Genomic DNA, 23,012 nt, shown 5'->3' on the forward strand with positions numbered 1-23,012 from the left:
AACCGTGAAAAAATAGGACGAGTGCGTATGCGTCCATGCACACGGCATCGGCACAGCCACGCACAGCTTCAAAAGGTGACACGATGATCCAGAAACTCTCTTCCGAACAACGCGCAGCGCAGATCGCTCAACTCGATGGCTGGCAAAGCGTCGAAGGCCGCGATGCGATCAAACGGCAGCTCAGGTTCGCCGACTTCAATGAAGCGTTTGGCTTCATGACACGCGTCGCGATCAAGGCCCAGGAGATGGACCATCATCCGGAATGGTTCAACGTCTACAGCAACGTCGAGATCACGCTATCGACGCACGAAGCAAACGGAATCACCGAGCGCGACATACGCCTTGCGCGTTTTATCGATGAAATTGCGGCGGGAAAGTGACGCAAGCGGCGACCCATGCAGTTGATCGGACGAAAGCCGGCCACGCTCCAAAACCCTGAAGAAAGCCCGCAATGAAAGCGTTTTGCAGGTAATCAGGCCACCAAACCTTCACTTCTTTAGGCCATTCTTAAGGGACACGTAAGAATCCCACGCGGCGCGGGCAATCTCGTCCATTCCTTCCTGCGGCAGCACGGTCTGTCGCTGTACAATCATCAGCGCATACGGCTTGGAGAGCGCGCTTGCCTCCTTGCACAGAACGAGTTCGTCACCGCTCGAAGGCGAGCGGGAACGCCAGAAATTGATCGCGGCTTCCAGTTCGTGGATCGTAATATCGGACATGGCTGGCAGATCTGTTGAAGGCCGCATCGACGGCACGCCGCACGGCATTCTGTGCAGCAGGCGCCCCGGCGAACCGCGTGCCCCTTGCCCAACCCATTGTACTTGAGCGAAACCCATGCGACTCCTTCTGATCGAAGACGACCGCCCTATCGCGCGCGGCATCCAAAGCAGTCTCGAACAAGCCGGCTTCACGGTCGACATGGTCCACGACGGCATCTTCGCCGAACAGGCCCTCACCCAAAACCGCCACGAACTCGTGATCCTCGATCTGGGATTGCCCGGCATCGACGGCATGACGCTGCTGTCGCGTTTCCGTCAAAGCAACCGTCATACGCCCGTGATCGTCCTGACCGCGCGCGACGAACTGAATGATCGCGTGCAAGGCCTCAATTCCGGCGCCGACGACTACATGCTGAAGCCGTTCGAGCCCGCCGAACTGGAAGCGCGCATTCGCGCCGTGATGCGCCGCAGCGGACCGCACGGCGACATGCCGCGTCCGGAAGTGTCGCTCGGTGGCGTGCGTCTGTCGGGTGTGGATCGCCGCATCTTCAACGACGACAAGCCGCTCGAACTGTCGCCGCGCGAATTCGCCGTGCTCGAAATGCTGTTGCTGCGCCACGGCCGCGTGGTCAGCAAGGCGCAACTGCAGGATCACCTGACTCACTTCGGCGGCGATCTCGGCGACACTGCGATCGAAGTCTATGTGCACCGCGTGCGCAAAAAGCTCGAAAACTGCCGCGTCGAAATCGTCACGGTGCGCGGTTTCGGCTATCTGCTCCAGGAAATCCGCCAGGCGTCATAATGGTCGTCAAGACCGTTGTGGTCTGACGGCGTCCGGGTTGTCCGACGGGCGGCCGCAAGCGCATCTTCACGGTTGCGCGGCGGCCGCCTGTGTCATTCAGCCCGGATGTGAATCGCCGTTTGAACTGCCGTTTCAACTGCATTTTTTGGAACGCATGACTGACGCAGTCGACCATCCCTCGGCGTCGGTCTTTTATCGCGGGTTCGACCATGCCCTATCCCGCCGCGAATAGCCTGCGCCGCCAGTTGCTGCGCCGGCTCGCCGCTCCCCTTTCCCTGCTCGCGCTGATGAGCGGCCTCATCGCGTACTGGCTCGCGTGGCAATACACGCAGCATGTAGTCGACCGTTCACTCGCCGATCTCGCCACGGCCATTTCGAAGCAGATCCAGATTGCCGGCCCCGATGCGCCGATCACCGTACCGCCGCTCGCGCAGGCGATGTTCTCCGACCCAGTCGAACAACTCGTGTACCGGATCAGCAATGGCGAAACCGAAATCGCCGGCGACCCGAAACTGCCGCTGCAAGGCACCAACGTGCGGCGCATGCACTACGCGTATGTGTTCGAGACGCAGCATGAAGGGACGGCCGTGCGCGTCGCACAGGTACGCGTCGACCAGCCGACGGGCAATCCCGTCGTCATCGAAGTCGGCCAGCCTGTGCATCACCGCTTTCGCATTGCCGCAGAATTTCTGGTCGCGATCATGATGCCGCTGCTGCTGTTGCTGCTGGCGGGCTGGGTGATCGTGTGGCGCGTCGTGAATCAGCAGCTGAATCCGCTGACAGATCTCGCCGATTCGCTGAACCGCCAGACCCACACGTCGCTGGAACCCGTCGACGAAACCTTCGTCCCTGTCGAAATCCGTCCGCTGACGGGCGCGCTGAACGGCCTGCTAGACCGTCTGAAATCCGCGCTCGACGCCCAACGCAAATTCATCGCCGACGCAGCGCATCAGTTGCGCACGCCGCTCACCGCGATCAAGCTGCATGCGGAACAGGCGGCCATTGGGCGCGACCCGCAGCAGACGCTCGCCGCCGTCAAGGAGCTGCGTGCCGCCGCCGATCGTGCCGTGCGTCTGTCGAACCAGTTGCTGTCGCTGGCGCGCGCCGAACCGGGCGAACAGGCCGCGCGTTTCGTGAATCTCGACGTCGCGTCGCTCGCTTTCGATACGGGCGCCGAATGGGTGCCGCGCGCGCTTGCCGTGCACGTGGACCTCGGTTTTCAACGGCTCGACGATCCGTCGAACGATCACCCTCTGATCGCGCGCGGCAATCCAGTACTGCTGCGTGAGGTGATTGCGAATCTGCTCGACAACGCGCTGAAATACGTGCCGCCGTCGCGCATGAACGGGGCGCGGATCACGATGACAGTCGCGCAAACCGTGGTGGATGGCGTCCCGACCGCGGAAGTCACGGTGGAGGACAACGGACCTGGCGTGCCCCAAAAGCAGCAGCCCGATCTGTTCAAGCGCTTCTTCCGCGGCGACGGCCAGGGCTTGAGCGACGGCACGGTCGACGGCGGCGCAGGTCTCGGCCTGGCGATCGTGCACGACATCATGGCGCTGCATCGCGGCAGCGTGCATTACGAAGATGCCGCCGATGGTGGCGCGCGTTTTATCGTGCGGCTTCCCGTCGCGACGGGCGCCGTGCTTCGCGCACCGGAACCGCCGCGCGAAACAAAAAAACCGGCGCATCATGCGCCGGTCGATCCCTGAAGCGTGTCCCAAAGCGTGCGCTCCGTTCGGTACGAACGGCAGCGCACACTGGTCACTTTTTCTTCTTCGCTTTCTTCTCTTCCTTCTTGTCCGGCGCCGCAAGCATCGTGCCGCGGCACTTGCGCGCGCCGCAACGGCACTCGTATTCCTTCTTCAGCTTCTTCGTCTGACGCGCGTCGATCACGAGCCCGTAGTCGTAGAACAACTCTTCGCCCGCGTCGATATCGCGCAGCGCGTCGATAAACACGTGCCCGTCGATCTCTTCCGCTTCGCAATTCGGCGCACACGAGTGATTGATCCAGCGCGCGCTGTTGCCCTTCACCTTGCCGTCGATGACATCGCCGCTATCGAGCGCAAAGTAGAACGTGTGATTCGGTTCGTCCGGATTGTGAGGATGCCGCCGCAGCGCTTCCTTCCAGGAAATCCGTTGGCCCTTGTATTCGATCAACCGCTCGCCGGCTGCGATCGGTTCGAGTGCAAACACGCCTTTGCCGTGCACGCCCGATTGACGCACAGCGATCCTGCGTGAACTCATTGAATCAATCCTTGTAGAACGGTGGATGAACAAACTCGCCTGTTCGCCGATGCCTCCGCGTTCAACGCGCCTTTGCAGATGCGCGGCTTTTCTGACGCGGATAGCAAACGCGGCGCCTTGCTGGCGCCGCGTCGACATGCGACGCATACAGCGCCACAACCGAAATCGTACACGGATGATGTGACTTCGTTCAACCGTCTTAGGTACAGATCCACATCGCATGTGCGCGCGATGCGTATTCCGGGGAGACGGTCGAACGCAACGCTCAGCGCTGACCGAACGAAATATCGCCGAACAGCGCCTTCTGCTCGCGCGGTTGCGAGCGCCAGTATTGCGGCGGAGCGTCGACCGTCGCGCCGAGTTGCGCGGCCGCGTGCCACGGCCAGCGCGGATCGTAGAGCATCGCGCGGGCCATCGCGATGAGATCCGCGTCGCCCTCTTCGATCAGCCGGTTCGCGTGCTCCGGGTCCGTGATCAAGCCGACCGCCATCGTCGTCATGCCCGTCGCCTCCTTCACCGCCTTCGCGAACGGCACCTGATAGCCGGGTTCGAGCGGGATCTTCTGCAACGGCGACACGCCACCCGACGACACATCGACCCAGTCGCAGCCGCGCTTCTTCAACTCTTGCGCGAACGCGATCGTGTCTTCGATCGTGATGCCGCCGTCCACCCAGTCGATTGCCGAGACACGCACACCCACGGGTTTGTCAGCGGGGAATGCAGCGCGCACGATATCGAATATTTCGAGCGGGAAACGCATGCGATTCTCGCGCGAGCCGCCGTATTCGTCGCTACGCTGATTCGCGAGCGGCGACAGGAACTGATGCAGCAGATAACCGTGCGCGGCGTGCACTTCGAGTGCGTCGATGCCCAGACGCGCGGCACGGCGCGCCGACGCCGCGAACGCTTCGCGGATGCGGTTGAGGCCCGCGTTGTCCAGTGCGAGCGGTGGCTCTTCACCGGCTTTGTGCGGCAGCGCAGACGGCGCGTGCGGGAGCCAACCGCCGTCGGCAACGGGAATCAGTTGCCCGCCTTCCCACGGCACGTTGCTCGATGCCTTGCGCCCAGCATGCGATAGCTGCATTGCGACGTGCACTTTCGAGTGCTTGCGGATCGCGGCCAGCACAGGCTTCAGTGCTTCTTCCGTCACGTCGTCCCACAAGCCGAGGTCGGCGGGCGTGATGCGGCCGTCGGGTTCGACAGCCGTCGCCTCGATGCACAACATGCCCGCGCCCGACAGCGCGAGATGCCCGAGATGAATCATGTGCCACGCCGTCGCTTCGCCGCGTTCGGCGGAGTATTGACACATCGGTGACACGACGATGCGATTCGGCAGCGTCACGCTACGCAGCGTGAGCGGAGTGAAAAGTGCGCTCATGGTGGGGTTACCCATCGAAACTCAAGAGCGATCGAGGATAGCACCGGGTCCGATTTGCTGCAGACGGCCAGGCGTGTCGCTTTCAGCGGGACGAATCAGCTTTGGCTGGGCGGTACATCGAGACGATTCGACCACGATTCGACTTCGCCGCTCTCAAGACGCTTCGTCGCGGTCTTGCGCCATGACGACGATAGCGTGTCCAGTTGCGCCATCGCTTCGAGGGCCTGCCGGTCGTCGCGATCAACGTAGAACACGCGCAACAGGCGCTCGACGCTCCACTGTGCATGGGGACGGGCGAGCCGCTCGATTGCGTCGCCTGCACCGATCTCGCCAGCTTCGAGCACTCGGTAGTACCAGCCCGTGCGGCGCGTGTTCTGCACGGCGCGCGACATGTCGGCGCGCGCGAACCTCAGGTTCAGTTTCCAGCACGGCTGGCGAGGCTGCGATACCTGGACGATCGCCCCGCCGATCCGGTACACATCGCCGACGCAAACATCCGCTTCCGTCAGGCCGCGCGTACTCAGGTTTTCGCCGAATGCGCCGCGTCGGTCGAGCGTTGACAGGTTGGATTCGTCCGCCCGCCATTCGCTGCGCCAGGTGGCATAGTGGTCGAACGGATAGTGATGCAGCGCTTTTTCCGGGCCGCCGTGGTGTTTGAGTTCGGCCTGCTGATCACCTTCGAGTCCTGTTTCGCCGAGCCAAACACGGCCAACGACAGGCGTCTTGCCGATCGCGCTCTTCTTGCCCGACAGATCACCGCCCAACGGCGCAATCTTGCCGGTGAGGACGGCATCGACGGTAACAACGCGGTGATCCACAGCGGTCATTGGAGTCGTTCAGGGTCGCGCGGCCAGTTGGTCGAGCCATTCGCCGAACATGCTGGTCGCCGCGGCTTCCAGCTTCGGGCCATGCTTCGCGGTATCGGCGCGCAGCGCGCGTACGTCGATACCGTGGCCCGCGATTTCGCCGGCGTTACCGATCAGCCAGGGCTCGAAGCGGTCGGTGCGGATTTCGGGGTGACATTGCAGGCCAAGCACATGCTTGCCCCACGAGAACGCCTGATTCGTACAGGCGGGCGTGGATGCGAGATGCACCGCGCCTTGCGGAAGATCGAATGTATCGCCGTGCCAATGAAGCATCGACGTATGCGCCCCGTCGAGATGCCGTAGCGGCGACTGCTTGCCGGCATCAGTGAGCGTCAACGGCGTCCAGCCGATTTCCGACTGCCCGGACGGATAGACCCGCGCGCCGAGCACCCGCGCGATCAGTTGCGCGCCGAGGCAGATGCCGAGTGTCGGCAAGCCCGCTGCAATGCGCTTTTCGATCATGGAGACGAGCGGCGCGATGGTCGGATAGCGCTCGTCGTCGTAGGCGCTGATCGGCCCGCCGAGAATCACCATCAGCGACGGCCTCATGGGGTCGGGCGCCTCGATGCGCGCAAAGCCGACATCCAGATAGCGCACAGGACGCCCCCGCTCGCCGAGCACCCGTTCGAGACTGCCCAGATCCTCGAAGTGCACATGGCGGATGGCGAGAACTTCGTGATGCATCGGCAAATCCCACCGTCAGGTTGACTGGACGCGCGCAAAGGCGTGCCGGAAGACACACCGTCTGCCGATGCGCAAAACGGCGCAAACTAGCCCGCCCCGCTCGCGCAAACCCGCGAGCGGCGGCCGGCTCCGCAGTTTAGCCGACTCAGGCTTGCTGCGCGAAAATCTTCCAGGTCTTTTTCTGCGTGGCCGCGTCGGCCGTTTCGTGCACCGAGCAGTCCAGACGCAGATCGGTGTCCGACATCGACAGATCGAGCAGCATGCAGCGATGCGGCGTCTTCTTCGGGTTCTTGCTCGGCTCGAAATGCGTGCAGGTCACGCACATCCGGTGCGGCGGAATGTGGCCTTGCACTTCGAGCTGGCGCACGGTCTTCAGCAACGTGCGATAAAAGAGCGATTGTTCTTCGTCGCGCAGCGTGCCGACCGCCTTCGCGAGGAAGTCAGGCCATTGCGCCGCGCGCTTGGCCGCGGTGCGGCCGCGAGCCGTCAGACGCACGGCAAGCGCGCGTCCGTCGTCGAGCGCGCGACGCTTTTCGACGAGACCCTTGCTTTCCAGCGTGCTCACGGCATCGCTCGTGGTCGCGGCCGTCAGCGCCGTTTCGCGTGCGATTTCGCCGAGCCGCATCGGTCCCTTGCGCTGCATCAGCAGCACGAGGATTTCGCCCTGGGTAGGCGTCAGACCAGCGCCTTCCGCCCATTCCCATGCCTGGCTCCGCATGGCCGTGCTGAGTCGCAACAGGCTGTGGGTCACCCGCCCGGTTGCCTGCTCTCCGTATACGCCTTCGCTCATAGTCTTTCGTTCGTTGTTGACAGCGTGCCGTTGCCCGTCGACATCCATTCTTCCGATGCCGGCGCGCCGACAGTCTGTGGGGGGAAGCTTCGCCGGTCAAGCCGGCTCGCCGATTCCTACTATCTCAAAAACTTCCTGCGATGCGGGCCTTGTCCCGGCCGCTTTCTCAGGCTTTGCACATGCTTAATGCGCTTCATGCCGTGTTGCGATCGCCGCGCGTTGGCCCACGCATTCGGGACCCCGCAGGCCGCAACGACGAAAAACGACATTCTATGCGAGAGCGGCAAATCGTACAGCTAAGTTATCCAATGCAATCTGTGGATAACCACGGGATAAGACGGGGGACGACATGTGCATCGATTCTTGATAACCCGCCCGACCCCAGCGCGCATGAGAATCGTTCTCCCAGGTTTACGTTCGGGATGCACGCCCGATCCGCGCGGTTATGGTTTACGCAGCTGCTTGAGTTTGCAGGGAATTATTCGGTTGTCCACAGGCAAACGCAATGCTTGTTAACTACTACTACGTATGTATACGTAAACTTTGAGAAAACTGGAGGATGCCTTATCGGCATTCGACAAAAATAAAAAAAACCCGCAAAGCGCGGGTTTTGTTGAGGTCTGCCTGATGGCGAGGCAGCAGCATTCGACGCTACGGCTTTTACGCGCCGCTTATGCGCGCCACTGCAGGCACTGTTGCCGAACCACTTCATGCAGTGATTGCTCCTGGTCGGCCACATTGCGCAGCCAGGTCGCGTCGTTCACCTGCCCGCGCGCGATCGTGCCAATTTCCTCCAGCGCTTTGCCCGAGCCCAGCGCATCCGCATGCGGCGCGATGCGCTCGAGCGTGTGAATGATGTCTTCGGAAATCGTACGGCGCTCACCCGTCTGCGGATCGATACACGTGCCCGCCAGCCCGAAGCGGCACGCCTCGAAACGGTTGAACGTGTAGACGAGATAGTCGTCTTCCTTGGGCATCAAGGGCTTGTCGAGCAGCAGATGGCGCGCGAGCGTCTGGATGTAGCAGGCAATCGCGGCCGCGCGGTCGACGGAAAGCGGCGTGTCCATCACGCGCACTTCGATGGTGCCGAAGCCGGGCTTGGGCCGGATATCCCAGTAGAAGTCCTTCATGCTGTTCACGACGCCCGTGTGCACCATCTTCGAAAAGTACTCTTCGAAGCTGTCCCATGTGAGGACGAACGGCGCGCGGCCCGACAGCGGAAACGCGAACACAGAGTTCAGGCGTGCCGAGTGAAAGCCCGTATCGACGCCCTGCACGAACGGCGACGACGCCGACAGGGCGATGAAGTGCGGGATGTAGCGCGACATCGAATGCAGCAGGAACAGCGCGCTGTCGGCATCCGGGCAGCCGATGTGCACGTGCTGGCCGAACACGGTGAACTGCTTCGCCAGGTAGCCGTAGAGCTCCGAAAGGTACTGAAAGCGCGGCGTGTCGACAATTTTGCGCTCGCTCCATTGCTGGAAAGCGTGCGTGCCGCCGCCGCACAGGCCGACGTTCAGCCGGTCCGCCGCGGCGACCAGCGTGTCGCGAATGGTGCGTAGATCGGCGACCGCCTGCTCGTGCGTCGTGCAGATGCCCGTCGACAGCTCGATCATGCTTTCGGTGATTTCCGGCGTGATGTTGCCCGGGATCTTTTCGTCCTTGATGAGCCGGAGCAGGTCGGTTCCTGCTTTGGTCAGATCATAGTCATGGGTATTGACGATCTGCATCTCGAGTTCGACACCGAAGGTGAACGGTTTCGAATCGATGAAGGCTTCGAGTGACATGGCGTTTCCTGATTCATATCGGCATCGGCGCCCGATACGGGCGGCGCCGGCCGGATTGACTGTCGAATGCTGCAGCCGAACGCTCGAGCTGCAAGAAAAATAAGGTGTGCGGCTCGCCGCCTCACTCGCGGCGTTCGCCCACGAGCGCGAGCGAGCGATAGACGAGCCACGGCCCGACCAGCTGCAACACGACGATCGAGCACATCGTGACCGCGCGCAGCGTCGGATCGAAATTCGGATAGAGCTGGTAGGTATCGTCGACGAGCAGATACGCGAGCGCCGACATCGGCGACAGCGACAGTCCCAGCGCCATGCCCTGCTTCATGTCGAGTCCGCTCGGCTTGGCGAACGCGAGCACGCCGACCAGCTTGGCCACCAGTCGGGCGACGATCAGTCCGACGGCGGCGAGCCCGCCCGTCGCGACGTCATGCCATTCGAACGTGGTGAGCGTCAGCACGAACAGAATCACCGTCAGCAGCCAGCCCGCGGTGCCGAAGTGCTCCGGCCAGAGTTGCGGGCGTGCTTCCAGATTCTTCACGATGATGCCCGCGGCAAGCAGGCTGAGAATCGTCGACAGCTTGAAGATATGCGCGACGGCAATCGCAAGCAGCACGAGGCCGAACAGCGCGACGAACGAGTGCTCGTCCTGCAGATTCACACGCTTGTAAAAGAACGTGATGGTGCGCGCGAGCAGATACGCGAGGATCAGCGAGCCGATCAGCAGATACAGCGGCTGGAGGATCGTCGCGAGCACGTTGCCATAGGCTTCCTGATGCAGCCAGCCGGACGCGAGCTTCTCGATGACCACCGCATACACGCTGTTGAGCGCCGTCAGCGTCAAGAGCCGCTGCGTGACCTGGCCTTCGGCGCGCACTTCGGTTTTCAGCTGGATCACCATCGCGGGCGACGTCGCCATCGCGATCGACGCGAGCACCAGCGCCGTCACCGACGACACGTTCAAAAACAGCAGCACCAGCAGCACGAGCACGAAGGTGAGCGTCGATTCGGCGATGCTCGACACGATGAGCCACGTATTGCGGCGAATCCAGCGCAGATCCAGGCGGCTGCCGAGTTCGAACAGCAGCAGGCCGAGCGCGACATCGAGCAACGGACGCGCGGTGCTCGCCGAGTCCGCGTCGATCACGCCGAAACCCGCCGATCCCGCGATCAGCCCGATCACGGCATAGCCGGAAATGCGCGGCAGATGCCACGCGCGATAGCAGAGCTCGCCGACGAGACCAGCGGCGAGCAAGGCGAGGCCTGCCCAAAAAATCGCATCGGGCGTGAGCGGCCAGCCTGGAAAAAATGAAAACGCCGACTTCATCGTGGTGGCTTCTCCTTTGCGGCAACGCCTGGCAACGCGAACGGGCGGACGACGTCGGCACGCAAAGCGCGCGCCGCGTCCGTTGCCGCGATCGGTTCGCGTCTGCCGGCGTTGCGGGTTGTCAACGATCGGGTGAAAAACTGAAACGACCACGCCGATGCCGCGTGACTACGGGCAGCCCGACGTGAGTGAAAAGAGCGCCGTCGACTTTTGAATCAGATTCTGTGGGTCCGGCAACCGTTCCATTTGGCGCGTCGGTTGCGGGGGCAAAACGCGACGCGGAAGAACGGCGATTGTGCCATAGCTTTTTTACACTTGACGGAAAAGCGTCGAACAAGCGCTCAAAGCGGTAAAACGTACGCTAACTTCGTGACAACAGGAAAAAGCGACCGGAAAACACGCCTGCTTCGGGGAAGAATGGCCTTGTCAACGATGCTTTTGCAGGTCCAGAGGGTCTCGAGCAAGGGCATGTTCGGCGTGCTTGCGTTTGAGTGTTCTTGCGCTCAGGCGTTCCAGTTTCCGAGCGACGAACAGCAAGGAAGACGAGCGCCAAAACGAAGCGAGCCTTGCGAAATTCTTAACAGGAAAGCTGATGCCGTCGGGCGTCGATCCACCGTGGGCTTTTCATCAATATGTTTACCGTATGTATACGTAGTAGAAGTTAACAAGCCCGCTGCATTTCTGTGGATAACTGGGGTTTACCGAAGCGAATCAGCGTCTTGCAGAACGCATAACCGGATGCACTTGATGTGCGCGCCCGACTGGGTTCGATGAATAACTTTTGGCCGATGTTTACGTCTGTCGAGTTACCCCGTTTACGTCCACATCGATTCCACACGAGTTTCGCCCGCAATTTTCCCGGTTATCCACAACGCGCCGTGGATAACTTTTCCACAGGAAGAATGTCAGTTCGTGGTGCCGAGCCGTAGCGCGCGCAAGAGAAAACGCGCGGGATCGAGGGCTTCGGCGAGGTCCCGCTCGATCGGCCACGGCTCGCCTTCGATCTGCGAAGCGATCAGTTCCGCGCCCAGCGACGCCCATACGAGTCCGCGCGAGCCGAACGCGAATGCGCCATACAGCCCTTGCGCGCGCGGTAGATCCAGCGGCCATGCGCCGCGCAGCTTGCTGGCGTCGTGCGTCGCGGCTGCTTCGTCGGCGAATGCGCCGATCAACGGCAGACGGTCGCTCGTCACGCAGCGGAACGCGACGCGCCCCGCCAGCGAAGCAGGCTCACGCGTGATCGCATCGCGCATGTCGGGCAGCATCTGGGCGACACGCTCGATGTTCTCGACGTGAGCGTCATCGCGTATTTGCGTGTCGGGATCGTCGATGTCGTAGGTTGCGCCCGTCAGCGTCGAGCCATCGCTTAGCGGCACCGCGTATCCTTCGCCGATCACGGGAACACGCAACGCCTGCGCCGTATCGATGGGCAGCAGCGTCAATTGACCGCGCACGCTGCGCGTTGGCGCGTGATGCAGGCCGGCGATGCGCGCGGCTTCATGCGCATTCGCAAAGATGACGACGGGTGCGCTGGCAATCGCCGCATCGTTCGCATCGAACACCATCCATTGGTTCGCAACGCGTTCGACGCGCGATGCCAGCACGTTGAAGCGGCGCTCCAGCAACCCGCCCGCCGCCTCGCATTGCGCTGCGCAGAGCGACGCTGGATCGATCCAGCCGCCGTGCGGAAAGAACCAGCCGCCCCGCGCGACGCGCATGCCGGCGATACCTTGCGCTTCTTCGTGGGAAACGGCGGTCACGTAATCCCGTGGATAAGCGAACGACGCGAACGCCTGCGTCATCGCCCGCGCTTCGTCTTCATCCGCCGCGATTTGCAGCAGACCTTCCGGGCCGCGCAACGGACGATATCCGCGCTGTTCGAGCGCGGCCCATTGCCGCAACGCATAAAGGAAGCCCGCGCGCGTGATTCGCGAGCCAACGCTGTCGTCGCGCGACATCATCGGATGAAACACGCCGGCGGGATTGCCCGACGCATCGCGCGCGACGCCCGCATGCCGTTCGAGCGACGTGACGCGCCAGCCGCGCGCCGTGAGACGCTCGATCGCCGCGCACCCTGCGAGCCCGGTTCCGATCACGATGGCATGTCGGTCGTCGACGACGAGCGGCAACGGGGGCTCATGGCGTCTCACGCGATAGCGCGGCGCAAAGCGCCCGACCAGCATTGCGCGTTTCCATCCGAAGCCATCGACTTTCCGGTATTCGAAGCCCGCTTGCTGCAATCCCCGTTTCACGTCGCCAGCGCTCGTATAAGTGGCGAAAGTGGCGCCGTCGCCGGCGAGGCGCGCGAACGCCTTGAAGATCGCGGGCGTCCATAGTTCCGGGTTCTTCGCGGGCGAGAAGCCATCCAGATAGAAGGCGTCGGCGCGCAGCCAGAGCGAAGGCAGCGTTTGCGCCGCGTCGCCGAACACGAGCGTGAGCGTGACGCGCCCTTCGTCGAACTCGAGCCGATGCGTGCCCGGCACGAGCGTCGGCCATGCGTCGGCGAGCTGTTGCGCAAGCGGCGCGATCGATGCGTCCGCAACGGCCGCCGCGCTCGCGGCAATCAGATCGCCGCGCGAGAACGGATGCTTTTCCGTCGATACGAAGTGCAGGCGCTCGCAACGATCCGGGTCCGCGCGCCATGCGGCCCACGTCACGAGAAAATTGATGCCCATGCCGAAGCCTGTTTCCAGCACCGTGAATACGCGCCGTTTTTGCCAGCGCGACGGCAACTCATTGCCTCTCAGGAAGACGTATTCGGCCTGCGCAAGTGCACCGACGGCGCTGTGATAGATGTCGTCATGGCGTGGCGAATAGGGGGTGCCGTTGTCGCGAAACGCGAGGATGGCGGGAACGAGCGGGTCGGTCATGCGCGATGAAATGCGGTGCAAGGAAGAGAAACGGGGAACGGCAAAGCACTGACTGGAAGCAGGAATTGGCAGCCGTCACGCCATGCCGACACCCGTCACAGCCCGTCCAGACGGCGTCCGCAGCCTGTCGCAGAGGTGTCGAACGTTGGCAAAAACCAACGCTGACGGGGCTTTGGACGACTCGGATAGCGCCTATTCGATGCTCTGCAGGCCAAAAATGCTGCTTTCCATGCTGTATCAGGCGTTGCAGGGTGTAATTCTTCGAAACCCTTATCCAGATTGGGTTTGCGCTGCGCTATCATAGCAAGCGCCGCGAGGGAAGCGGCAGCACGGTGCTCCGTGCGGCGCCAGGCGCGCTGCGGGAGTCGGGGGTATTCCCGAGCCGTCGCTGCTCGACGGCGCGGCGCGCGCACGTATAATCGGCGCGTTCGCGCTGTTCGTGTCAACCTAAACCAGAAAGGAACCTTAATGAACAAACAGGAACTGATCGACGCCGTCGCAGGTCAGACGGGCGCCAGCAAGGCTCAAACCGGCGAGACGCTGGACACGCTGCTTGAAGTCATCAAGAAGGCAGTGGCGAAGGGTGATGCAGTCCAGTTGATCGGCTTCGGCAGCTTCGGTTCGGGCAAGCGCGCAGCACGTACGGGCCGCAACCCGAAGACGGGCGAAACCATCAAGATTCCGGCCGCGAAGACCGTTAAGTTCACGGCTGGCAAGGCGTTCAAGGACGCAGTCAACAAGCGCTAAGCATCAGCGCCTGAGTTGTTGACACCCGCCATTGGCGGGTTTTTTTTCGTCTGCATGTTCGATGACGGCGTTACGTCGGTCCATCACCTTCAATGACGGTGATGATGATGGCCGTCGTCATCGTGATCGTGGTGATGATGATGGTCGTGGCCATGATCGTGGTCGTGATCGTCGTCTTCGAGATCCCACGCGGGGAATGGATCGGTCAGTTCGCGCCAGCCTTCAGCGCCTGACGCGTACTCCTTGTCGGTCAGCAGACACGCATCGAACTTCGCGCGCCATTGCGCCGGATCGATGTCGATGCCGATCAGCACCAGTTCCTGGCGACGGTCGCCGATGGTGAAGTCATCGGCATCGCCGTACCAGTCCGCGGCGATTTCTTCCAGCAGCTCGTCATCGCCTTCGGGCCATTCGCTGCGATCTTGCGCGGCCCACCATGTTCCTGCCGGCGCAGGTCGGCAAGCGCCGCCCGCTTGCGACAGCGAACCGCCAATCTCGTTGCGCGTCGCGAGCCAGAAGAAGCCCTTGCCGCGCAACACGCCCTTCCACTCTTCATGCAGCAGCGCCCACAACCGTTCGGGATGAAACGGCCGCCGCGCGCGATAGACGACATGCCCGACGCCGTGGCCGCCGCTTTCGTTTTCATGGCTCGAAGGATCGTGCAACAACGCGAGCCAGCCGGCCGCGTTCGACGTCGCGTCGTAATCGAAGCGCCCCGTGCCGATCACTTCCTCGACAGGCGCATTGCCATAACTGCTCACGATCTGCGCGGCGCGCGGGTTGAGCGCGGCGAGTACGGCCTGCAGATGCGCGAGATCGTCGGCGGAAACGAGGTCCGCCTTGTTGATCACGAACACATCGCAGAACTCGACCTGCTCGATCAGCACTTCGACGATCGTCCGATCGTCCTCTTCATAAGCGGCGATGCCTCGTTCGGACAGCGCATCGGCCGACGCGTAATCGCGTAGAAAGCCCGCTGCATCGATCACGGTCACGGCAGTATCGACACGCACGCGCGCGGCGAGCGCTTCGTCTTCGATGATCGACTCGACGAGGTTCATTGGCTCGTCGGTAGCAGCCGCCTCGATGACGATCGCATCGAAGCGATCCGCCGACGCCAGTTCGCCGATCTGTTCGAGCAAATCTTCCCCGGCCTGCGCGCACAGACATCCGTTCGGCAATTCAACCTGCGAAGCGGGCGACGATGCGGGCGCCGCGTTGTCGATATCGAGGCGCACGGCGGCGAGGTCGGTGACGATCGCGGCCACGCGTGGACCAGCGCGGTTCGACAGAATCTGCTCGACGAGCGCGGTCTTGCCCGCGCCCACGAAACCGGAGATCACGGTGACGGGCAAAAGCGGCTTGTTCATCGCGGTACGGAAAACTTGAAGGTGAATGACGCATGCGCCGTCCGGACGTTCAAACGGACCTGGACAGGCAGCAGCACGAAGCCGCATTGTGCATCAACTGGAGCGAGGCGACGCCTTCACTGAAGTGCGGCGAATATGAAACTGGCCGAACGGCGCGGCCCGACTATTTGGCAGGCATCAGATTCCACTTACGAAGAATGGCCACGATTTGCCGCGCATATTCGTCGCGCAGCGAGGGCGTCTCCGAGTGGTAGGCGCCGACGGCCGCCCATGTGTTGCCGTACTTGTTCATCTTCTGGCGCAGATGCCAGGCGGCGATGTACACGTTCTTGCACGGCTCCATCAGCGTGCCCTGCGAGATGCCGTATTGCGCGAGCACGGGCAGATGCACGGAGTTGATCTGCATGACGCCATAGTCGGTCGAACCGTTGGCGTTCTTGTGCACCGCCGTGGGACGGTTATGCGATTCCTGCCACGCAATGGCCCGAAGAATCAACGGGTTGACCTTCTGATAACCGGCTGCCTCGTCGAAACAGTCGGCGCGTGCGGACCCGGCGCTAATTAGCGCGGCGAAAGCAACGGCGGCAGTCAGGGCGATTGGCTTCATCGGTCAAGATGGCAAACTATGTTCGATTCCTAAGCAATGCGACGGTAAAGACGACTCGAAACCTATATCTGGCGGGCTTGCACTCGGGAAAACCCGTTACCGTCGGGATACTCGAACCGTCATTCCGCCCGTATCATACCGGCTGGACATGACGCGTTAAAGTTGGCCAGCCGACATAAGCGAGTAACTTGCGGCCAAAGGCGGCCGCAAACGCGCACCCGTCCGCAAGACAAAACTTTCAAGAACTTAACAGATTACGCAATCCGAGAAGCGCCGGATCGGAAACGTTAGAGGAATCGCACGGAACTCCCGCGTTCTGTGACATTTCCGACATGAAAAGCTGTTACTGTTCGTTGTTTTTGATTACAGGGAGGCAAGGCATCCTTGGCACTGGCTGCCACGGAAGCGTTTTGCCGGACCGGCGACGACCAGGTGTCGGCCGGTCGTCCACTGTGCATGACTGTCGGCGGATCACAACGTCGGCTTCGAAACCATATCCATGAGAAGAAATCGTATGGCATTGCGTCGCGTCGCGACAGCGTTGCTGGTCGCTGGCATGATCACCGCGCAGATCGCCCACGCTCAGGTGACGCTCAACTTCGTCAACGCCGACATCGATCAGGTGGCGAGGGCGATTGGCGCGGCGACGGGTAAAACCATCATCGTCGACCCGCGTGTGAAGGGGCAACTGAACCTGGTTTCCGAGAATCCCGTTCCGGAGGACCAGGCGCTGAAGACCTTGCAATCCGCGTTGAGAATGCAGGGCTTTTCGCTGGTGCAGGACCATGGCGTCCTGAAGGTCGTACCCGAAGCCGATGCGAAGCTGCAAGGCGTGCCGACCTATGTCGGCAATACGCCTGCCGCGCGCGGCGATCAGGTGGTCACCCAGGTGTTCCAGCTGAGGAATGAATCGGCGAATAACCTGTTGCCCGTATTGCGTCCGCTGATCTCGCCGAACAACACGGTCGCGGCCTATCCGGGCAACAACACGATCGTCGTGACGGACTACGCGGATAACGTGCGCCGTATCGCCCAGATCATCCAGGGCGTCGACACGGCGGCGGGCCAGCAGGTGCAGGTCGTGCCGCTGAAGAACGCGAATGCGATCGACGTCGCGCAACAGATGGCGAAGATGCTCGACCCGGGCACGATCGGTAATACCGATGCGACGCTCAAGGTGTCCGTGCAGGCCGATCCGCGCACCAATTCGCTGCTGCTGCGCGCCTCGAACGCGGGACGTCTCGCGGCGGCAAAGTCGCTCGCCAGGCAGCTCGACGCCGCAACCGGCCAGCCCGGCAACATGCACGTCGTATCGTTGCGCAATGCGGACGCCGTGCGTCTTGCGAAGACCTTGCGCGGCATGCTCGGCAAGGGCGGCGGCGGCGGCAACGAGTCGTCGTCGGGCGGCGGCAATAACGCGAACTCGTTCAACCAGAACAACTCGCCATCGTCGACGGGTGGCGCGGGCACGCCGCCGCTGCCGTCGGGATCGATGGGCGGTTCGTCAGGGTCGTCGCTGGGCACCAATCCGCTGGGCGGCGGCGCCGGCGGTGGCGGCTATGGCGGTCAGGGCAACAGCAACTCGGATTTTCTCGGCGAAAAGGAAGGCAGCGGCGGTGACGACAATCAGCCAGGCGGCATGATCCAGGCCGACGCGTCGACGAACTCGCTGATCATCACCGCGTCCGATCCCGTCTACCGCAATCTGCGCACCGTCATCGACCAGCTCGACGTGCGCCGCCCGCAGGTCTACATCGAAGCGCTGATCGTCGAGCTGAACTCGAACACGAACGCCAACCTTGGTATCCAGTGGCAGATCGGCAGCGGCAACCTGCTTGCCGGCACCAACCTTGCCACGGGCGGCGGCAACAGTATCGTCAACCTGACGGCGGCAGCGGCGGCCAACGCCACGACGGGCGGCCTCGCCACCGCGCTGGCGACGCAGAATCTCCAGCAGGGCCTGAATGTGGGCTGGCTGCACAACCTGTTCGGTGTGCAGGGGCTCGGCGCGTTGCTGCAGGCGTTGTCGCAGACGGCCGATGCCAACGTGCTGTCCACACCTAACCTCATCACGCTCGACAATCAGGAAGCGAAGATCGTCGTCGGTACGAACGTGCCGATCCAGACAGGCTCATACTCGAACCTGACTAGCAGCACGGCGAGCACGGCTTTCAACACCTTCGATCGCATCGACGTGGGCCTGACGCTGCACATCAAGCCGCAGATCACCGAAGGCGGCATCCTCAAACTGCAGTTGTATACGGAAGATTCAGCGATCGTGGCGGGCACGACCAATGTGGCGACCAATCCGGCTGGCCCCGAGTTCACGAAGCGCTCGATCCAGTCGACGGTGCTTGCCGACAACGGCGAGATCATCGTGCTGGGCGGCCTGATGCAGGACAACTACCAGGTCAGCAACAGCAAGGTGCCGCTGCTCGGCGACATCCCGTGGATCGGCCAGTTGTTCCGCTCGGAAAACAAGATTCGCGCGAAGACCAACCTGCTGGTATTCCTGCGTCCGGTGATCATCAACGACCGCGACACGGCGCAAGCGGTGACGGCGAACCGCTATGACTACATCCAGGGTGTGACGGGCGCGTACAAGTCCGATAACAACCTGATCAAGGACAAGGACGATCCCGTGGTGCCGCCGATGCCGGTTGGCCCGAGCCAGGGGGGATCGACGCTGAACCTGTTCGATCTCGACGCGATGCGTCGTCAACAGGCGCTTGGCGTGCCCGTCCCGGCTCCGGCGTACGTTCCGCAGCAACCTCAGACGCAGCCGCAGATGCAAACGCAGCCGCAGATGCAAACGCAGCCGCAGATGCAGCCGCCCGCACAAACGGTCCCGGTTCAACCGGCCACCGGTACGCAGAAGGTGCAGCCGTGAGCACGCCGCACGCGCCCGGCAGCGCGCCGCTCGAGTCAGCGGCGACGGGCGGAGCGCATCGCGAGCCGCCTTCTGCGCTTGCCGCGCGGCTCGTGCCGTATGGCTTCGCGAAGAGCGGCCAGATTCTCGTCGCGCATCAACACGCCGATTCCATGGAAGTGTGGATCAGCGAGCGCACGACGCAGGCCGCGCTCGCGGAAGTCGCGCGCAATTTCGGCGCGGTGTCGGTGGTGCGGCTCGATGCGGATGAACTGGCGCAGGCGATCAATCAGGCCTATTCGCGCCAGGACGGCAGCGCCGCGCAGGTGGTCGGCGAAGTGGAAGGCGAAGTCGATCTGTCGCGTCTGATGCAGGACATTCCCGAAGTGGAAGACCTGCTGGAATCCGAAGACGACGCGCCGATCATCCGCATGATCAACGCATTGCTCACGCAGGCCGCGCGCGAACAGGCGTCGGATATTCATATTGAACCGTTCGAGAATGCGTCAGTGGTGCGCTTTCGCGTCGACGGCACGCTGCGCGACGTGGTGCGTCCGAAGAAAGCGCTGCACGGCGCGCTGATTTCGCGGATCAAGATCATGGCGCAGCTCGATATCGCCGAGAAGCGTTTGCCGCAGGATGGCCGCATCACGTTGCGTGTCGGCGGAAGGCCCGTCGACGTGCGCGTATCGACTTTACCGACGGGCCACGGCGAACGCGCCGTGCTGCGTCTGCTGGAAAAAGACGCGCAGCGCCTGAATCTAGAAGCGCTCGGCATGGCGTCCGATACGCTCGGCCAGTTCGACAAGCTGATTTCGCGTCCGCACGGCATCGTGCTCGTGACGGGCCCGACGGGCTCGGGCAAGACGACGACGCTGTACGCATCGATGTCGCGGCTCGAGACGGCGACGACGAACATCATGACCGTCGAAGACCCGATCGAATACGATCTGTCCGGCATTGGTCAGACACAGGTCAACGAGCGGATCGGCATGACCTTCGCTCGCGCGCTGCGTTCCATTCTGCGTCAGGACCCGGACGTCATCATGATCGGTGAAATCCGCGATCTCGAAACGGCGCAGATCGCCGTGCAGGCGTCGCTGACGGGCCACCTCGTGCTCGCCACCTTGCACACCAACGACGCCGCCTCCGCCGTCACGCGTCTGACGGACATGGGTGTCGAGCCGTATCTGCTCGCGTCGTCGCTGCTCGGCGTGCTCGCGCAGCGGCTCGTGCGGCGTCTGTGTCCCGTGTGCAAGGAAGAGCGCGAGGAAGAAGGCGGCCGCAAGTTCTGGCACCCCGTCGGCTGCGAAAGGTGCGGACATTCGGGCTATGCGGGACGGCGCGGCGTGTACGAACTGCTGAACGTCGACGAATCGATCCGCTCGCTGATTCACCGTAATGCCTCCGACGCCGAGATTCTCGAAACCGGCCGCAAGCACGGCATGCGCACGTTGCGCGAGGACGGCGAACGCTGGCTCGCATCGGGCTTGACGTCGCTCGAAGAAGTGATACGCGTGACGGGCGGGGTCTAAAGCGCATGCCCGCATTCCGTTTCGAAGCGATCGACGCCGCCGGCAAGGCGCAAAAAGGCGTGCTCGATGCCGACAGCGCGCGCGGCGCGCGCACGCAATTGCGCACGCAAGGTCTCACGCCGCTGGTCGTCGAACCGGCGGCGACGCGCACGCGCGGCGAGCGCAGCCAGCGGCTGTCGTTGGGGCGCAAGCTGTCGCAGCGCGAGCAGGCGATTCTCACGCGACAACTCGCAAGTCTGCTGATCGCCGGTCTGCCGCTCGACGAAGCACTCTCGGTACTCACCGAACAATCGGAGCGCGATTACATCCGCGAACTGATGGCCGCGATCCGTGCGGAAGTGCTGGGCGGCCATTCGCTGGCGAACGCGCTGTCGCAGCATCCGAAAGATTTTCCCGAGATCTACCGCGCGCTCGTCGCAGCGGGCGAACATACGGGCAAGCTCGGACTCGTGCTGTCGCGGCTCGCCGATTACATCGAGCAGCGCAACGCGCTCAAGCAGAAGATCGTGCTCGCGTTCACGTATCCGACCATCGTGACGATCATTGCATTCGGCATCGTCACGTTCCTGCTGAGCTATGTCGTGCCGCAGGTCGTCAATGTGTTCGCCAGCACGAAGCAGCAGTTGCCGATCCTCACCGTGATGATGATGGCGCTCTCCAGCTTCGTGCGGAACTGGTGGTGGGCAATGCTGATCGCGCTGGTGATCGTCGTGTACGTGGTGCGCGCCATACTCGCGCAGCCGGGCCCGCGTCTCGCATTCGATCGCTGGACGCTGACGGCGCCCCTCTTCGGCAAGCTCGTGCGCGGCTACAACACGGTGCGCTTCGCGAGCACGCTCGGCATTCTGACGGCGGCGGGCGTGCCGATTCTGCGCGCGTTGCAGGCCGCGAGCGAAACCCTCAGCAACAAGGCGATGCGCAACAACATCGACGATGCCATCGTGCGTGTGCGCGAAGGCACGTCGCTGTCGCGCGCGCTCGGCAACACGAAGACGTTTCCGCCCGTGCTCGTGCACCTGATCCGTTCCGGCGAAGCGACAGGCGACGTGACGACGATGCTCGACCGCGCGGCCGAAGGCGAAGCGCGCGAACTCGAACGGCGCACGATGTTCCTGACAAGCCTGCTGGAACCGCTGCTGATTCTCGCGATGGGCGGCGTGGTGCTGGTGATCGTGCTGGCCGTGATGCTGCCGATCATCGAGTTGAACAACCTGGTGCAGTGACGGCGCGTCAGCGTCCGAAAGACTTGCAAGCCGGACCGATGCTTTCAGTTTGCGCCGGCCCGGCGGAGAAGGAAATCAGCGCACGTAGATGGTCGGGCCGGGCGGGTTCGCGGGAAGGAACACTTCGGAGCGGGAGCCGTTGCGGTCGATGATGATCGAGCGGGCGCGCACTTCGCCGAGCTTGACGCCTTGCATGATGGTGCTGCCCAGCGATACAGCGTGCGGCGGTTCGCCGCCCGTGCTGATGATCGCGGCGGCGCCGTGGCTCAGCGCGAGGATGCCGAACAGATGAATGTCCTGATTGGCGGTGCGCGTGAGCTGGCCGCCGAACAGGGCCGCAGCCTGATCCGTCGAGACGGGCGCGCGCACGGCGGCGGCGGGCACGGGCGCGCCGGAATGCGACGTGAGTGTGACGACCCAGTAAGTGAGTGTCGCGCAGAACACGGCGAAGACGGCGAGCGAAATCAGGCGGATCTGGAGAGCGTTCATGCGTGTGATTGTACGGACTATTGTGAATTTTGCGGCATACGGATCGGCAGATCGGAAGCCTACAACTGCGTGACATTAAAATGATCGACCGGACGTGCAGAGTGCTGAATTCTCAACGCATTGCGTGACGTCTGATCGATCGACCCTTCATTCAAACGAGGTAGCAAGCTATGCAAATGTGGACCAGTCGCCGCAACGAGATCGCGGCCATGCGCGCGGGCCAGCGCGCCCGCCTTCAACGCGGGTTCACGCTGATCGAAATCATGGTCGTGATCGCGATCCTGGGCATTCTGGCCGCGCTGATCGTGCCGAAGATCATGAGCCGTCCGGACGAAGCCCGCCGCGTCGCGGCCAAGCAGGACATCGGCACGATCATGCAGTCGCTCAAGCTCTATCGTCTCGACAACGGCCGTTATCCGACGCAGGAGCAAGGCCTGCGTGCGCTGATCGAAAAGCCGTCGACGGACCCGGTGCCGAACAACTGGAAGGACGGCGGCTATCTCGAGCGTCTGCCCAATGACCCGTGGGGTAATTCCTATCAGTATCTGAACCCGGGTGTGCACGGCGAGATCGATGTGTTCAGCTACGGCGCGGACGGCAAGGCGGGCGGCGAAGGCAACGATGCCGACGTCGGCTCGTGGCAATAAGCGCTTCACGCTGATTGAATCGACATCGATCGTCACCATGCGATTGCACGACTGCATG

At 62.7% G+C, this 23,012-nt stretch carries 20 protein-coding genes; 8 read left to right on the forward strand and 12 right to left on the reverse strand.

The features are described from left to right. The first annotated feature begins 35 nt into the window (after positions 1-35). Positions 36-380, forward strand: coding sequence for a 4a-hydroxytetrahydrobiopterin dehydratase (locus KFO72_RS01710; protein ID WP_107201256.1), 345 nt, complete (start codon positions 36-38; stop codon positions 378-380). A 108-nt stretch (positions 381-488) separates the two neighbouring features. Here KFO72_RS01710 and KFO72_RS01715 read toward each other — a convergent pair whose 3' ends face one another. Further along, positions 489-719 (reverse strand): DUF3717 domain-containing protein, encoded by a 231-nt coding sequence (locus KFO72_RS01715; RefSeq protein WP_035987359.1) that lies wholly within the window; start codon positions 717-719, stop codon positions 489-491. A gap of 115 nt (positions 720-834) precedes the next feature. Here KFO72_RS01715 and KFO72_RS01720 point away from each other — a divergent pair, with 115 nt between their 5' ends. Both KFO72_RS01720 and KFO72_RS01725 read left to right on the forward strand, forming a co-directional pair. Further along, positions 835-1,521, forward strand: a complete 687-nt coding sequence (locus KFO72_RS01720) for a response regulator transcription factor (RefSeq protein ID WP_007581727.1) — start codon at positions 835-837, stop codon at positions 1,519-1,521. A gap of 209 nt (positions 1,522-1,730) precedes the next feature. Next, the gene (locus tag KFO72_RS01725; RefSeq protein ID WP_054929333.1) at positions 1,731-3,233 is read left to right on the forward strand and encodes a sensor histidine kinase; all 1,503 of its coding nucleotides are present in this window, start codon (positions 1,731-1,733) and stop codon (positions 3,231-3,233) included. A 52-nt stretch (positions 3,234-3,285) separates the two neighbouring features. Here KFO72_RS01725 and KFO72_RS01730 read toward each other — a convergent pair whose 3' ends face one another. The 8 genes from KFO72_RS01730 to mnmC all read right to left on the reverse strand — a co-directional run bounded on the left by KFO72_RS01730 (position 3,286) and on the right by mnmC (position 13,467). Then, on the reverse strand, positions 3,286-3,768 hold the full coding sequence (locus KFO72_RS01730; protein ID WP_035987710.1) for an SET domain-containing protein: 483 nt from the start codon (positions 3,766-3,768) through the stop codon (positions 3,286-3,288). Positions 3,769-4,033: 265 nt separating this feature from the next. Continuing rightward, positions 4,034-5,146, reverse strand: a complete 1,113-nt coding sequence (locus KFO72_RS01735; RefSeq protein WP_054929334.1) for an NADH:flavin oxidoreductase/NADH oxidase — start codon at positions 5,144-5,146, stop codon at positions 4,034-4,036. Positions 5,147-5,241: 95 nt separating this feature from the next. Then, complete coding sequence (locus KFO72_RS01740) at positions 5,242-5,973, reverse strand: MOSC domain-containing protein (protein WP_225031251.1); 732 nt, start codon at positions 5,971-5,973, stop codon at positions 5,242-5,244. A gap of 9 nt (positions 5,974-5,982) precedes the next feature. After that, positions 5,983-6,696 (reverse strand): glutamine amidotransferase, encoded by a 714-nt coding sequence (locus tag KFO72_RS01745; RefSeq protein WP_060599484.1) that lies wholly within the window; start codon positions 6,694-6,696, stop codon positions 5,983-5,985. A gap of 145 nt (positions 6,697-6,841) precedes the next feature. Continuing rightward, entirely contained in the window at positions 6,842-7,486 is a 645-nt protein-coding gene (locus tag KFO72_RS01750; RefSeq protein ID WP_035987348.1) for a MarR family winged helix-turn-helix transcriptional regulator, read from the reverse strand. A gap of 671 nt (positions 7,487-8,157) precedes the next feature. Then, positions 8,158-9,273 carry a YbdK family carboxylate-amine ligase gene (locus KFO72_RS01755; protein WP_060599483.1) on the reverse strand — a complete coding sequence of 372 codons (1,116 nt, stop codon included), beginning with the start codon at positions 9,271-9,273 and terminating at the stop codon, positions 8,158-8,160. Between the two features lie 121 nt (positions 9,274-9,394). Continuing rightward, entirely contained in the window at positions 9,395-10,597 is a 1,203-nt protein-coding gene (locus tag KFO72_RS01760; RefSeq protein WP_060599482.1) for a cation:proton antiporter, read from the reverse strand. 905 nt (positions 10,598-11,502) lie between these two features. Beyond that, positions 11,503-13,467, reverse strand: a complete 1,965-nt coding sequence (mnmC, locus tag KFO72_RS01765; RefSeq protein WP_225031252.1) for a bifunctional tRNA (5-methylaminomethyl-2-thiouridine)(34)-methyltransferase MnmD/FAD-dependent 5-carboxymethylaminomethyl-2-thiouridine(34) oxidoreductase MnmC — start codon at positions 13,465-13,467, stop codon at positions 11,503-11,505. 468 nt (positions 13,468-13,935) lie between these two features. Between mnmC and KFO72_RS01770 the strand changes: the two genes are divergently transcribed. Next, positions 13,936-14,214, forward strand: a complete 279-nt coding sequence (locus tag KFO72_RS01770) for an HU family DNA-binding protein (protein ID WP_007581741.1) — start codon at positions 13,936-13,938, stop codon at positions 14,212-14,214. An 89-nt stretch (positions 14,215-14,303) separates the two neighbouring features. Here the strand turns inward: KFO72_RS01770 and KFO72_RS01775 are convergent, their stop codons facing one another. Both KFO72_RS01775 and KFO72_RS01780 read right to left on the reverse strand, forming a co-directional pair. Continuing rightward, entirely contained in the window at positions 14,304-15,584 is a 1,281-nt protein-coding gene (locus tag KFO72_RS01775; protein WP_225031253.1) for a GTP-binding protein, read from the reverse strand. A gap of 163 nt (positions 15,585-15,747) precedes the next feature. Continuing rightward, positions 15,748-16,191, reverse strand: coding sequence for a lytic transglycosylase domain-containing protein (locus KFO72_RS01780; protein WP_054929341.1), 444 nt, complete (start codon positions 16,189-16,191; stop codon positions 15,748-15,750). Between the two features lie 514 nt (positions 16,192-16,705). Between KFO72_RS01780 and gspD the strand changes: the two genes are divergently transcribed. The 3 genes from gspD to gspF are packed head-to-tail and all read left to right on the forward strand — an operon-like array spanning position 16,706 to position 21,818. After that, positions 16,706-19,081 carry a type II secretion system secretin GspD gene (gspD, locus tag KFO72_RS01785; protein ID WP_225031254.1) on the forward strand — a complete coding sequence of 792 codons (2,376 nt, stop codon included), beginning with the start codon at positions 16,706-16,708 and terminating at the stop codon, positions 19,079-19,081. Next, positions 19,078-20,595: a type II secretion system ATPase GspE gene (gene gspE / locus KFO72_RS01790; protein ID WP_054929343.1), complete on the forward strand. Its 1,518-nt coding sequence runs from the start codon at positions 19,078-19,080 to the stop codon at positions 20,593-20,595. Before gspD ends, gspE begins: the two co-directional genes overlap by 4 nt. Positions 20,596-20,600: 5 nt before the next feature. After that, entirely contained in the window at positions 20,601-21,818 is a 1,218-nt protein-coding gene (gene gspF, locus KFO72_RS01795) for a type II secretion system inner membrane protein GspF (protein WP_225031255.1), read from the forward strand. Between the two features lie 75 nt (positions 21,819-21,893). Here gspF and KFO72_RS01800 read toward each other — a convergent pair whose 3' ends face one another. Continuing rightward, positions 21,894-22,307, reverse strand: a complete 414-nt coding sequence (locus KFO72_RS01800) for a type II secretion system protein N (protein WP_035987328.1) — start codon at positions 22,305-22,307, stop codon at positions 21,894-21,896. A 170-nt stretch (positions 22,308-22,477) separates the two neighbouring features. On the opposite strand from KFO72_RS01800, the gene gspG reads away from it, so the two are divergent. Further along, positions 22,478-22,954, forward strand: coding sequence for a type II secretion system major pseudopilin GspG (gspG, locus tag KFO72_RS01805; RefSeq protein ID WP_054929345.1), 477 nt, complete (start codon positions 22,478-22,480; stop codon positions 22,952-22,954). The last annotated feature ends 58 nt before the right edge of the window (positions 22,955-23,012 follow it).

The sequence above is a fragment of the Paraburkholderia sp. XV genome (assembly GCF_020177535.1).
GTDB classification, from domain to species: domain Bacteria; phylum Pseudomonadota; class Gammaproteobacteria; order Burkholderiales; family Burkholderiaceae; genus Paraburkholderia; species Paraburkholderia caribensis.

Excerpts from the sequence above, each read along its gene's own strand:
- KFO72_RS01710 (WP_107201256.1), top strand. The coding sequence starts at position 36 with ATGCACACGGCATCGGCACAGCCACGCACAGCTTCAAAAGGTGACACG.
- KFO72_RS01715 (WP_035987359.1), bottom strand. The coding sequence starts at position 719 with ATGTCCGATATTACGATCCACGAACTGGAAGCCGCGATCAATTTCTGG.
- KFO72_RS01720 (WP_007581727.1), top strand. The coding sequence starts at position 835 with ATGCGACTCCTTCTGATCGAAGACGACCGCCCTATCGCGCGCGGCATC.
- KFO72_RS01725 (WP_054929333.1), top strand. The coding sequence starts at position 1,731 with ATGCCCTATCCCGCCGCGAATAGCCTGCGCCGCCAGTTGCTGCGCCGG.
- KFO72_RS01730 (WP_035987710.1), bottom strand. The coding sequence starts at position 3,768 with ATGAGTTCACGCAGGATCGCTGTGCGTCAATCGGGCGTGCACGGCAAA.
- KFO72_RS01735 (WP_054929334.1), bottom strand. The coding sequence starts at position 5,146 with ATGAGCGCACTTTTCACTCCGCTCACGCTGCGTAGCGTGACGCTGCCG.
- KFO72_RS01740 (WP_225031251.1), bottom strand. The coding sequence starts at position 5,973 with ATGACCGCTGTGGATCACCGCGTTGTTACCGTCGATGCCGTCCTCACC.
- KFO72_RS01745 (WP_060599484.1), bottom strand. The coding sequence starts at position 6,696 with ATGCATCACGAAGTTCTCGCCATCCGCCATGTGCACTTCGAGGATCTG.
- KFO72_RS01750 (WP_035987348.1), bottom strand. The coding sequence starts at position 7,486 with ATGAGCGAAGGCGTATACGGAGAGCAGGCAACCGGGCGGGTGACCCAC.
- KFO72_RS01755 (WP_060599483.1), bottom strand. The coding sequence starts at position 9,273 with ATGTCACTCGAAGCCTTCATCGATTCGAAACCGTTCACCTTCGGTGTC.
- KFO72_RS01760 (WP_060599482.1), bottom strand. The coding sequence starts at position 10,597 with ATGAAGTCGGCGTTTTCATTTTTTCCAGGCTGGCCGCTCACGCCCGAT.
- mnmC (WP_225031252.1), bottom strand. The coding sequence starts at position 13,467 with ATGACCGACCCGCTCGTTCCCGCCATCCTCGCGTTTCGCGACAACGGC.
- KFO72_RS01770 (WP_007581741.1), top strand. The coding sequence starts at position 13,936 with ATGAACAAACAGGAACTGATCGACGCCGTCGCAGGTCAGACGGGCGCC.
- KFO72_RS01775 (WP_225031253.1), bottom strand. The coding sequence starts at position 15,584 with ATGAACAAGCCGCTTTTGCCCGTCACCGTGATCTCCGGTTTCGTGGGC.
- KFO72_RS01780 (WP_054929341.1), bottom strand. The coding sequence starts at position 16,191 with ATGAAGCCAATCGCCCTGACTGCCGCCGTTGCTTTCGCCGCGCTAATT.
- gspD (WP_225031254.1), top strand. The coding sequence starts at position 16,706 with ATGGCATTGCGTCGCGTCGCGACAGCGTTGCTGGTCGCTGGCATGATC.
- gspF (WP_225031255.1), top strand. The coding sequence starts at position 20,601 with ATGCCCGCATTCCGTTTCGAAGCGATCGACGCCGCCGGCAAGGCGCAA.
- KFO72_RS01800 (WP_035987328.1), bottom strand. The coding sequence starts at position 22,307 with ATGAACGCTCTCCAGATCCGCCTGATTTCGCTCGCCGTCTTCGCCGTG.
- gspG (WP_054929345.1), top strand. The coding sequence starts at position 22,478 with ATGCAAATGTGGACCAGTCGCCGCAACGAGATCGCGGCCATGCGCGCG.